Annotated in this window: 15 protein-coding genes and 1 pseudogene; 13 read left to right on the forward strand and 3 right to left on the reverse strand. The window is 57.1% G+C overall.

The window, feature by feature from the left end; translation table 11 throughout:
* Positions 1–9 precede the first annotated feature (9 nt).
* The 13 genes from ychF to BLU75_RS18220 all read left to right on the forward strand — a co-directional run bounded on the left by ychF (position 10) and on the right by BLU75_RS18220 (position 9,009).
* Positions 10–1,110, forward strand: coding sequence for a redox-regulated ATPase YchF (ychF, locus tag BLU75_RS18165; RefSeq protein WP_084379320.1), 1,101 nt, complete (start codon positions 10–12; stop codon positions 1,108–1,110).
* 381 nt (positions 1,111–1,491) lie between these two features.
* On the forward strand, positions 1,492–2,412 hold the full coding sequence (locus tag BLU75_RS18170; RefSeq protein ID WP_084379319.1) for a sigma 54-interacting transcriptional regulator: 921 nt from the start codon (positions 1,492–1,494) through the stop codon (positions 2,410–2,412).
* A gap of 101 nt (positions 2,413–2,513) precedes the next feature.
* The gene (locus tag BLU75_RS18175) at positions 2,514–2,834 is read left to right on the forward strand and encodes a hypothetical protein (RefSeq protein WP_130909316.1); all 321 of its coding nucleotides are present in this window, start codon (positions 2,514–2,516) and stop codon (positions 2,832–2,834) included.
* A gap of 127 nt (positions 2,835–2,961) precedes the next feature.
* Positions 2,962–3,153 carry a hypothetical protein gene (locus BLU75_RS18180; RefSeq protein WP_084379317.1) on the forward strand — a complete coding sequence of 64 codons (192 nt, stop codon included), beginning with the start codon at positions 2,962–2,964 and terminating at the stop codon, positions 3,151–3,153.
* Between the two features lie 119 nt (positions 3,154–3,272).
* Positions 3,273–3,623: a type III secretion system inner rod subunit SctI gene (gene sctI, locus BLU75_RS18185; RefSeq protein WP_084379316.1), complete on the forward strand. Its 351-nt coding sequence runs from the start codon at positions 3,273–3,275 to the stop codon at positions 3,621–3,623.
* A gap of 8 nt (positions 3,624–3,631) precedes the next feature.
* Positions 3,632–4,453 carry a type III secretion system inner membrane ring lipoprotein SctJ gene (gene sctJ, locus BLU75_RS18190; RefSeq protein ID WP_084379315.1) on the forward strand — a complete coding sequence of 274 codons (822 nt, stop codon included), beginning with the start codon at positions 3,632–3,634 and terminating at the stop codon, positions 4,451–4,453.
* A complete protein-coding gene (locus tag BLU75_RS27330) occupies positions 4,450–4,986 on the forward strand; it encodes a type III secretion protein (RefSeq protein WP_157720787.1) in 537 nt (178 codons plus the stop codon). Before sctJ ends, BLU75_RS27330 begins: the two co-directional genes overlap by 4 nt.
* 34 nt (positions 4,987–5,020) lie before the next feature.
* A complete protein-coding gene (sctL, locus tag BLU75_RS18195; protein ID WP_157720789.1) occupies positions 5,021–5,623 on the forward strand; it encodes a type III secretion system stator protein SctL in 603 nt (200 codons plus the stop codon).
* 34 nt (positions 5,624–5,657) lie between these two features.
* Entirely contained in the window at positions 5,658–5,876 is a 219-nt protein-coding gene (locus BLU75_RS18200; protein WP_084379313.1) for a type III secretion protein HrpF, read from the forward strand.
* Complete coding sequence (locus tag BLU75_RS18205; protein WP_130909317.1) at positions 5,863–6,267, forward strand: type III secretion protein; 405 nt, start codon at positions 5,863–5,865, stop codon at positions 6,265–6,267. The genes BLU75_RS18200 and BLU75_RS18205 overlap by 14 nt, the downstream gene beginning before the upstream one ends.
* Positions 6,268–6,344: 77 nt before the next feature.
* Positions 6,345–8,432 (forward strand): type III secretion system outer membrane ring subunit SctC, encoded by a 2,088-nt coding sequence (sctC, locus tag BLU75_RS18210; protein ID WP_090221637.1) that lies wholly within the window; start codon positions 6,345–6,347, stop codon positions 8,430–8,432.
* Positions 8,429–8,632, forward strand: coding sequence for an HrpT family type III secretion system protein (gene hrpT / locus BLU75_RS18215; RefSeq protein ID WP_084379310.1), 204 nt, complete (start codon positions 8,429–8,431; stop codon positions 8,630–8,632). Before sctC ends, hrpT begins: the two co-directional genes overlap by 4 nt.
* Positions 8,629–9,009 (forward strand): hypothetical protein, encoded by a 381-nt coding sequence (locus BLU75_RS18220; RefSeq protein ID WP_084379309.1) that lies wholly within the window; start codon positions 8,629–8,631, stop codon positions 9,007–9,009. Before hrpT ends, BLU75_RS18220 begins: the two co-directional genes overlap by 4 nt.
* 15 nt (positions 9,010–9,024) lie before the next feature.
* Here the strand turns inward: BLU75_RS18220 and sctU are convergent.
* The 3 genes and pseudogenes from sctU to sctS form a co-directional block, all read right to left on the reverse strand.
* Positions 9,025–10,123, reverse strand: a pseudogene (sctU, locus tag BLU75_RS18225) (type III secretion system export apparatus subunit SctU).
* Positions 10,120–10,863: a type III secretion system export apparatus subunit SctT gene (gene sctT / locus BLU75_RS18230; RefSeq protein WP_084379373.1), complete on the reverse strand. Its 744-nt coding sequence runs from the start codon at positions 10,861–10,863 to the stop codon at positions 10,120–10,122. Before sctT ends, sctU begins: the two are co-directional and overlap by 4 nt.
* A 57-nt stretch (positions 10,864–10,920) precedes the next feature.
* Positions 10,921–11,181 (reverse strand): type III secretion system export apparatus subunit SctS, encoded by a 261-nt coding sequence (sctS, locus tag BLU75_RS18235; RefSeq protein WP_084379308.1) that lies wholly within the window; start codon positions 11,179–11,181, stop codon positions 10,921–10,923.
* Positions 11,182–11,185: the final 4 nt, after the last annotated feature.

Genomic DNA, 11,185 nt, shown 5'->3' on the forward strand with positions numbered 1-11,185 from the left:
GGAAACACCATGGGATTCAATTGCGGCATCGTCGGCCTGCCCAACGTCGGCAAGTCCACCCTGTTCAACGCCCTGACCAAATCCGGTATTGCGGCGGAGAACTTCCCCTTCTGCACCATCGAACCCAACAGCGGCATCGTGCCCATGCCCGATCCGCGCCTGGACGCACTGGCGGCCATCGTCAATCCCAAGCGCGTCCTGCCGACCACCATGGAATTCGTCGACATTGCAGGCCTGGTGGCCGGCGCTTCGAAAGGTGAAGGCCTGGGCAACAAGTTCCTGGCCAACATTCGCGAAACCGATGCCATCGCCCACGTGGTCCGCTGCTTCGAAGACGAGAACGTGATTCACGTTTCCAACAGCGTTGACCCGAAACGCGACATCGAGATTATCGACCTGGAACTGATCTTCGCCGACCTCGACAGTTGCGAAAAGCAGCTGCAGAAAGTCGCGCGCAACGCCAAGGGCGGCGACAAGGATGCGGTGGTCCAGAAAGGCCTGCTGGAGCAATTGATCGCCTACTTCACCGAAGGCAAGCCGGCACGCAGTTTGATGAAGACCATGAATACCGATGAAAAAGCGGTGATTCGTGGCTTCCACCTGCTGACCACCAAGCCGGTGATGTACATCGCCAACGTCGCCGAAGACGGCTTTGAGAACAACCCGCTGCTGGATGTGGTGAAGGCCATTGCCGAAGAAGAAGGCGCCATGGTCGTGCCTGTCTGCAACAAGATCGAAGCGGAAATCGCCGAGCTGGATGACGGCGAAGAAAAAGACATGTTCCTTGAGGCCCTCGGCCTCGAAGAGCCTGGCCTGAACCGTGTGATCCGCGCCGGCTATGAAATGCTCAACCTGCAGACCTACTTCACCGCAGGTGTCGAAGAAGTTCGCGCATGGACTGTCCGCGTGGGCGCTACCGCCCCCCAGGGCGCCGGCGTGATCCACACCGACTTCGAGAAAGGTTTTATCCGTGCCGAAGTCATCGCCTACAACGACTTCATTCAGTACAAGGGTGAAGCGGGAGCCAAGGAAGCCGGCAAATGGCGCCTGGAAGGCAAGGAGTACATCATTAAAGATGGCGATGTGATGCACTTCCGCTTTAACGTGTAGTCTTGCTGAAGAGACTTATCCCGGAAAAAACCGATGCCTGGCATCGGTTTTTTTATGCGCGCTGAAAGACTTAAACAGCAATAAACAACGATAAAACACTGCATAAAACACATAAATAATCTTAAGACAAATCCCACATCCAGGATGTCGACAACTGACATCTAAACCCCGGAATAGTTTTTACCCTGAACTTAATGAGCGGCATTGAACCTGCGCCTACATCCCTCAAAGGTAAAACCCATAACATTAACTGTAACTAAACAGGCTTTGCTTGAGAGCCCTCAGGATCTTGCAGGTCAGCAGCGTTTTTTTTCAACTGCCGCTTTTCTCCGCCCATCAAAAACCAAGAAATCACAGGCATCTCCTGTTGGAGCAAGGACAATGCCGGTATCCCTGGCCAACGATGAAAGCCCAGCGCATACAAGCGAACACGCAGACCTGGAAACAACCATCCAGACCATGGCAGCACGCAATATTGATGTTTTGTTATTGGGAGAAACCGGGACCGGCAAGGACACCTTGGCAGAGCGGATTCACCGTTTATCTGGCCGCCGAGGCAGTTTTGTCGCAATAAACTGTGCCGCCATTCCAGAGAGTCTTGCCGAGAGCCAACTATTTGGGGTCACCAATGGTGCATTCACCGGCGCGGTTCAATCGCGGGCTGGCTTTATTGAGGCGGCCCATCTGGGCACCTTGTATCTGGATGAAATAGATAGTATGCCGTTGCCCCTGCAAGCCAAATTGTTGCGCGCACTGGAGTCACGCGGTGTAGAACGCCTGGGGTCAACCAAGTTCATTGCCGTAGACATGCGCGTCATCGCCTCGGCCCAAAACTCGCTCCAGGAAATGGTCGAGCGAGGGCGATTCAGGCAAGACCTGTACTTTCGACTGAATGTCGTCAGCATCAATCTTCCGCCTTTACGGGAGCGACGCGAGCAAATAATCCCGTTATTTTTAAAGCTGATCAACCACGAAGCAAAACAATTCAAGTGTACGGCGCCCGTGCCTGGTCACTCTTTGCTTCAAGAAGTACTTTGTTACTCCTGGCCAGGCAATGTTCGGGAACTGCGTTCGGCAGCCAAACGTTTCATACTCGGGCTGCCCGCCATTTCATCAAGTTGCGAAAAGTCCAAAAAAATAAAAATGACGTTAAAAGAGCGTTTGGGTCATATAGAAAAAACCCTGATCCTGGACTCGTTACGCCGTCACTCGATGAGCGTGGAAGCAGCAGCCCTTGAGCTTTGCGTCCCACGCCGAACGCTCTATCACCGGATGAAACAATTAGAAATAGCGCTGGCGTAATACATGCGGAACCCTTGATCGGCCTCTCCCCACTCACACAAGCATGAATCAACTGAAAAATGATTCTGACAGATATCCACTGTTTTATTGGAGAGCGATATATGGCGTTCGTTATCGAGCCTATCATCAACTTATTCAAAAAACCTGATATGACCCAGGTTAACAAAAACACTCAGGAAAACGCAGAACTTGTCAGGGAGATGAAGCAATCGCTTGAAGAGACCAACAGAGCGATCAAGCACTCTATCGCGTCGATTTCAGAATCAATAAAACCTTTCGCCCTCACTCAGCCGGGCTTGCCTGGTTACTCTCCCGAGGTCAGGGGAAACACCGTCAGCGCGCCTACAACAACGTCGCTGCAAAGCCCAGCCCCTTGGACACTTGCGACGACATCTCGACCGCCTTTCCCACCGATTGGCTGATCAAAACTAAATGAAAGCAGACTCCTTAACCCAGACCGATAAAGCGAGGTGCGTTCTAAACAAAAACTCTGCGTTCACGTGACAGACTTTTCCTTTCCTATAACCAGTAATAAGCAAGGAGTTTCAAATGGGTCCATTAGCGATGCTTGGACAGGCAGGCAGTATGGCGGCAGGTGATGCGGCCGCGGGTATGGCAGCGGCCGAAGATGCACGCAGAAAGCTGGCAGACGTGCAAAACGGGATCGCCAAAAGCCAGCGTGAGGAGACCAACCAATTGATCAGCGGCCTTCTGGCGACTGCGGGCGGCGTTCGCTATTAATCGAAAGGCTCTTCCCTTTTGCAAGGCACAAGGGAAGAGCTACTTCGCGCCTGGCAACTGCATGTCTCAACACCTGTGTGTTCTCTAATCCACAGGTGCCGCCCAGCGACCAACGGAACATGAAGATGCAAATAGACACCGATAGACCTTACGCTCGCGTCCGCCCATACGAAACGCCTGCCAACGCCCCGGCGACCTCCGATATCAATTGGTTCAGTGCGACTATTGAGTCGCCACCATCCCATGAAACAAAGCCCACGCTTTCCTCGCTCGCCCAGTCCTCGAATCTTTTGAATTCGTTGTCCAGCAAAGCGGGGAATGATTTGAAGCGGCTCAGTAAAAGCTCCGATCCCATGGATATTGTCGCAACGACACGATCGCTGTCAGCGCTCAGCACTGAAGTGACCTTGGCAGCCAAGATTGTCAACAAAAGCGTACAGGCCGTAGAAAAGCTCACCAACCTGTCATAGGTAACTGTATGCAAGGCTTTCAGTATAAATACTGTGTGTTTTTACTCATATTGCTGCTCGGTGGATGCGGTGAAAGCGTTGAGCTGCATCGCCAGCTCTCCGAACAAGAAGCCAACGAAGTGATTGCCGAGCTGGAAAGCAAACAGATCAAGGCTCAAAAAGCCTCAGCCAAAGACGGAGTGGTGGTCCGGGTGGAGGCCAAGGACATCGGCCGGGCGGTGCGTACGCTGGAAGCGGTTGGACTGCCGCACCATGCCAGGTCGACCCTCGGTGACATTTTCCGCAAGGAAGGCGTCATTTCCACGCCCCTTGAGGAGCGGGCACGTTACATCTATGCACTGTCCCAGGAGCTTGAGTCCACGCTGACCAACATCGACGGCGTCATCGTCGCCCGCGTGCATGTGGTGTTGCCAGAACGTATTGCGCCAGGGGAACCGGTCCAGCCGGCGTCTGCCTCCATATTCATCAAACACGATCCCCAGTTGGAGCCCGACAGCATACGCCCCCGCGTGCGGCGCATGGTGGCCAGCGGCATCCCTGGCATGGCGACCGCTGTGGATAACCCACAGAAGCTGACCGTCGTATTCGTCCCGGCCGCTGCCTATCAGGAAGAACGAGCATTGAGCTATGTAGGCCCGTTCCTGATCGCCAGTGAAGACGCCAGCTTTTGGCGAAGCATCTTGTTCATGCTGATTGTGTTGCCGTTTCTCGCAGGTTTTGGCGTGGTGCTGTGGTTCAAACGGCGTTCGGCCGAGGTCCCGCGCCATCCTGCGGAATCACCGCGACAATCTGTTCCTGCTTATGAGCGGCCCGAAAACCCGCTGCCATGAACGATGAACTCAGTTGGGTACGGTGGTGGGCGCACGCCTGGAAAGAAGCGCATACCGATTGGTTGCCTCAAGGTTTAGCCGCGGTGAAACCCGAGTCGCTGCTGAACCTCGCTCAAGCCCGGCACATGAACTTGGCGCACGCGTTTGCGATAGAGCCCTGCCAACCGCTCAAGCCCCACCCTGCTCACTTGCGCTTCGTACTGGCCGATCCCTATGAGAGACAAGTGATCCTGCAACGGGTAGAAGCAGCGTGCCGCCCGCAGGTTCAACTGCAACTGAGTGAGGACGAAGGCCTATGGTGTTGCCGCATCGCCAAAGCCATGAACACCGAGTCCTGGCTGGCCCCAACCGATGATCCCCTGCAACTGCTGCGAGCTTGGGTCCCGGCACAATGCTGGCAGCGATTACGGGTCAGTTTTGCCCGAGAGCGTATCCTCGAACTTGAACAAGCCCGCCCTCTCCTTCTGTCCCCAGCCAAGTTGGATGCCCTTTGGCAGGCCGTCATCTGGCGGACCCTTTCCTCGCGGATTTGAGCCATCGCAGTCAGGCGCCATAAGGTACGCAATCATGCTATCGCTACGCAAAATCAAGCTTCACCCAGAAGCCGCGGGCTTATCACAGCCTGTGATTTCACGGGAAACCTTAGTCGATTGCGGCCGCGCCGAGGCACTGCTCAAAAGCACACAGATGAAAGCGCAAGCGATGCTGCAGCACGCTGAACAGGACCGCGAACGCTTGCTCGCACAAGCACGAGCGGACTTCTGGAGGCAGGCAAACACTCAGCTCCAACGCTGGGAAGCTGAACGCCAAGCGATGAACAGTGCGCTGGAAAATCACGCCACCCACCTCGTCAACACGGCGCTGCAACAATTGCTGGGAGAGGTGGTGGCGCCGCAACGCCTGAACGCGCTGCTAAGACAGTTGATCCAGGCAAAAAGTACTCAAATGAAAGTCACACTGCGCTGTAACCCACAAACCTATGCACAGATTCAGGGCTGGCTGGCGCGCGATGGTGCAACCGCCTGGCATCTGCAGCCGGATGCAAGCCTGGGCGCCCTGGCCCTGGTGCTTGAAACCGAAGAAGGAGACCTGCGCATCGACTGGGAAACCGCCGTCAGCCGGTTACTGCTCAATGAACACGGACCATTGGAACCAACTCCACATCATTAGCCACACACTCGGGACGATCCAGTGGAGTAAAAACATGGCAACTTATGAATCTGTCCAACGGGGAATCGACAGCCGTTTTTTGCAGGCCCAAAAAGCCGTCGATGACATCGCAATGAACAACACGGGCAGCCTTGAGGACGTACAGCGCTTTCATGACGCCATGAAAGGTTTGCAGTTCGCCTCTGCGGCGTTGAAAGAGCAGACACGCCTGAAGTCCAGCCTCTCAAAAACCATTATCGATGCCATCCAATGAGTTGGACGCCACGCTCGAACGCTGGTTGAACTCGGGGCACGCGTGGCTGCAACTGTGCGAAAACACTGATGCCGTCACCCTTGGCCGTACCCTTGAAGGCGTGTTGCTGAGCGCTCAACTCTGCGCGGGCAAGGCGGACACGCTACAGTTGGAGAAGTACTTGATGCTCGGCCGTTCCAGCCTGGCGTACTTCCAGGGAGCGCTCGCCCAAGCCCCCGATGACGGCGGTTTGTGGATCTTGCTGGCACTCGAGAAAAGCGCCGACCTGCGCACGCTACGCACAGGCCTGACAGATCTTCTGAATCAGCGCGACACCTGGCGTGCCCTGGCCCAGCGCGTCGTTCAACCCGCTGACCGTCGCCCCCATTTGCCGATCCATTCATTGTCGTAACAGACCGAGGCCCTTTCATGCCCGAAGCACTCGTCGAGCGCACCTGCTCGCAGAAAAAAAACGCCACTGCGCAGCGCATGCCCGCACGCCTATGTTGGGGCGCAATCGCCGCGATTGGTTGGATGTTGTCCCCTGTGGCCAATGCCGCCATACCTGCCGAATGGAAGACCACCGCCTACGCCTATGAGGCCGACAGCACCAGCCTGCACGAGGTACTGGAGGATTTCAGCCAGACATTCGGCACCCAATTGCAGATCGACGGACTCCTTGAAGGCAGCGTGAACGGCAAGATACGCGGCAACACGCCACAGTCGTTACTCGACAGGCTGGCCGTCGAACATCGCTTCCAGTGGTTCATGTACAACAACACGCTGTACATCAGCACCCTGGACCAGCAGGAGTCTGCACGCCTGGAAGTCTCCTCGGAAAGCATCGCCGACTTGAAAAAAGCACTGACCGACATTGGCCTGCTCGATAGCCGTTTCGGGTGGGGTGAGCTGCCGGATGACAGCGTGGTCCTGGTCTCAGGTCCGAAACGCTACATCGAACAGATCAGGCAATTCAGCAGCCAACGCGAAAGCCCAGATGCCAAGCAGAGTGTAATGACCTTCACGCTGCAGTTCGCCAATGCGGCAGATCGGCAAATTGACTATCGCGGTGAAAAACTCACCATCCCCGGCGTTGCCAACATGCTGCGTGGCTTGCTGGAGCCCCGCTCAACCTCCGCGCTCTCCAGCATGAGCCGCACCTCAGCGCCCTCGCCCCTTGTCGCAACGCCCGTGCTCCAGGGCTTCCCACGGTTGAGCAATCCGCTGCTGGGACAGATGCTCAGCCCGCCCGCCGCACTGGGGCAAACCGCCGCAAACGATGCCATCACGCCACGGGCACCCGTCGCCAGCGGCAAAATCCGGGTCGAGGCCGACACGCGAAACAACGCAGTATTGATCTACGACCTGCCAGTGCGCCAGGCGATGTATCGCGAGCTCATCGCCAAGCTCGATGTGGCGCGCAAACTCGTGGAAATCGACGCCATCATCCTCGATATCGAGCGCACTCAACTACGCGAGCTGGGCGTCAACTGGGGCTTTCAGAACAGTCGGTTTCAGGCTGGCGTGAACAACGTGGCGCCCGGAACCTCTTCTCAGTTGTCGATCAGCAACATGGATCGCTTTGCCGCTGATCTGCGGGCCCTGGAAGCCCGAGGCCTGGCGAGTATCGTGTCCAATCCGTCAATCCTGACCCTGGAAAACCAACCCGCGGTGATCGATTTCAATCGCACCCAATACCTCACCGCCGGCAACGAGAACGCCACCATTCTGCCGATCACGGTGGGCACCAGCTTCCAGGTGGTTCCCAGGGTGATCACCAGCCGAGGCAAGCACCAGATCCATCTGTCGGTCGATATCGAAGACGGTAATTTCGATGAGTCAAACCCGCAACGCAGCGGGCCCGATGTACGCAAAGGCAAAGTCAGCACCCAGGCAGTCATGGCGCAAAGACGCTCGTTGGTAGTGGGTGGTTTTCATGTCACCGAAAATACCGACAAGCTCAACAAGATCCCGTTCTTGGGCGATATCCCACTGCTGGGCAAGGCACTGTTTTCATCCACTGAGCGCAAAAACAACAGACGCGAACGCCTGTTTATCCTGACGCCCAGAGTCATCGGCGATCAGTCCGATCCTTCGCGTTATTTGCCGCAAGCCGATCAGGTCGAGTTGCAGGCAGCGCTCAAGCCGCTGGCCCGGCGCTACGCCGCCCATCAACCCGTGATCACGCGCAGCGAGGTTTCATCGACCCTGGCACATCTGGTCACCGGACAGGTGCCCAAGGGTTTCAAAGCCAAGCCGATGCCACTGGAACTCGACACCCTGTGCCGAACGCGCGACCTCCTGGCACTCAATCCGCAACGCAGCCAATGGTATGCCGGCCCGCGGTACAATGTGGCCGTGGTGGTAGTGCGCAATCAGTTCAACCGCAACGTGCGTATCGATGAAAAGGAATGCAGCACCTCGCACGCCCTGGCGGTCACCGTCTGGCCGCGGGCCTGGCTCAAGCCCGGGGAAGAAGCAGAAGTGTTTATCGCCATGCGCCCCGTAGTGAAAGACGCACACATCGGGGTGTCGCGCCCCTCCCTGCTGACGACGAACAGGAAAACCGCACAATGAGAAATGCCCTCCCGACCCTTGGCCTGCTGGGCAGCGTTCTTTTGGCGGCCGGCTGCACCCCGACCTGCCAGGGTGACTCGTGCTCACGTCCGCAATCAAGCGCTGCTGAAATGGTGATCTGGTGGCCTGAACACATGCGCGCGGAGTCCGGCCCGTCCAACCAGCGCGCGGATTACCAGAGCGTCTCCCTCGAGCGATGAAGCCTTCAGGATTGACTGCCGATGCCCCGCACCGGCAGGCGTTCCTCGACGAACTGATGAGCGGCAATGCCGCTCACTGGTCACTGTGCGATGGCGTCACATTCGCTCACGCGCCAATCAGCGAAAAGCCCGGGCTGGCGTTACAGATCAAACCGCATGCCCTGAGGCACGGGCAGGTGCGGCAGGTACTGGAGCGACGCTTCGAACACGCGCAAGCCTTCATGGGATTGTTCATCTACCTGGACATCGACCAGGCGCTGGTGATCTGGCAGCGCCTGCACGCACCGCACGATGCGCGCGTGCTCGATAAACACATCAGCGCTGCGCTGTCACTGGCGAACCTCGAACGACTGGACGAAGACCGCAGCCGCTACTGAACACGCCAAGCCCAGTCACCGCACATCCAGTTCAGGTAACTGGAGCGTCTCGCGCTTGGCCTCCTCATCCAGCTCACGCAGGGTGCGATAGATAAGCGCGACCGCCTGCAAGGTCTCCCGGGTGATGTGGCTGCCGAGTTCCTCCCGGTACAACGTACGGGCCAGCCACACACACTGAATGACCGGTATATCCGCCGCCTTGGCCCTGTCGATCAGCTTCAGCGCCTCGCTATCCGTGCCTTTTTCCACCAGCATCGGCAACGGGGTTTTTCCCGGCCGATAATACAGCGCCACTGCAAAATGCGTGGGGTTGACCACCAGCATGTCGGACTCTTCAAGCCTGGGCAGCTTGACCTTCGGCTCCTCCTGAGCCAGTTGCTGGGCCAGGGCCCGACGCTGGTTCTTGACATGGGGATCGCCCTCCATGTCCTTGTATTCCTTGATCAGCTCAACCTGGGTCATGCGCATGCGTTTGGCGAAGAAGTGCTTTTGCAAGGCCAAGTCGATCAGTGCCATGACCAGCAAGAGTCCCAGGCAGGTATGCAGCAGATGCCGGAACAGCACGATCAAGGCCGAGATGTAGCCAGGCAAGTCACCGCTGGTCAAACCAATCAGCGCACCCAACGCCGGACCGATCACCGCATACAGGATCAACGTGATCAGCAGCGCCTTGACCACCCCCATGCACAGATTCATCAGCGACTGCCCCGAAAACATCTGTTTGACCTGATTCAACGGGTTGAGTCGGTTGAAGTCCGGCTTCAAGGTTTCAGGCGCGAACAGAAAGCCGAACTGCCCCCAGCTGCTGATCAGCTTTGTCACAATCGCCACGGCGGCCATCAACAGCGCGAAGCTGAAGAACACGGCCGCGCTATCCACCACGACCTCCTCCAAGGTTCGCATGAACGGTTGCCCGATACGCGACACCGGTAGCATCAATAGCTGCTGGAGGCGTTGCATGCTGCTTTCTGCCGAGAACAAGGCAATCTCGCTCAAGACCGTCAACGCCAGCAATTTACCGATGTCCTGACTTTGCGCGACCTGGCCTTTTTTCCGCTGGTCGCGCAATTTTTTTGTCGGTCGCCGGGTGTTTTTTCTCGCCCGAATCGCTCATGCACCCACCTTGAACAACAGACCCAGCGCATGCTTGTACTCGGACAGCAGACTCATGCGCCCGACGATCAGGTCTTGCAGCACCGGCAGATACAGCAGCAGAAACGCCAGACCACCCAGGCTCTTGGCCGGCATCGACAACACCATCACCTGCAACTGCGGGCTGTAAAGGCTGAGCAAGGCGATGGCGAACTCAATCAGCAGCAATAACGCGATAAATGGCGCGGCGTAGAGGGTCATGTGCGTAAACGTATCGCCGAGCAAGCCCAAAAAAACACTGAACCCGTTGACCGCCGGCGTTGGCAGCCAGACGGTCGCAGGCCAGATCAGGTAGCTGTCCCAGATCACCTGAGTCACCACGCCCAGGCCCAGCGAAACGATCAGCAGAAAGATGCTCAGTTGTTTAAGCATGTGCCCGATAGGCGTCGCATCCGGCCCCAAAGACGGGTTGAGTTGGCCGCCGATCAAGGCGCCACGCTGGTTGTCGAGCAACGCCCCCACGCCCTCGAACAGCCAGAAAGGCATCGACAGCAGCGTTCCGAGCAAAAAGCCCAGAACCATCTCCTTGAGCACCAACCCGACGATCAACAGGTGAGTCAACTCCTGCCCCAGCAACGCGGCATGCACACCGGGAACGGGCAACAGCGCCAGCACCATCACGATCACATGGCGCGGCATCCCGCGCACATGCTGGAAACAGAAGGCGGGCACCAGGAAGGCACAGGGGTATATACGTGCCATGGAAATCACCAGACTGGGCAAATACTCAAGGTAAGGAATGACCAACGCGCACACTCCTCAAAGCGCTGAGCGCGCGACCATGTCGAAGGTGAGGTTGATCAACTTGATCAACTCGATGCCTATCCAGCGCCCAGTCAATGCCAACGTAACGCCCACCGCCACCAGCTTGATACCAAAGGGCAATGTCTGATCCTGTACCTGCATCAATGCCTGCACCAGTGAAGTCAGCACCCCGACGATCACCGCGACAATCAACGGGGGAGCCGATAACACCACCACCAGCAACATGCCCTGCTTGAACAGCTGAATAGGGTCCATGTGT

Origin of the sequence: Pseudomonas mucidolens (assembly GCF_900106045.1) — a bacterium.
Taxonomy (GTDB): domain Bacteria; phylum Pseudomonadota; class Gammaproteobacteria; order Pseudomonadales; family Pseudomonadaceae; genus Aquipseudomonas; species Aquipseudomonas mucidolens.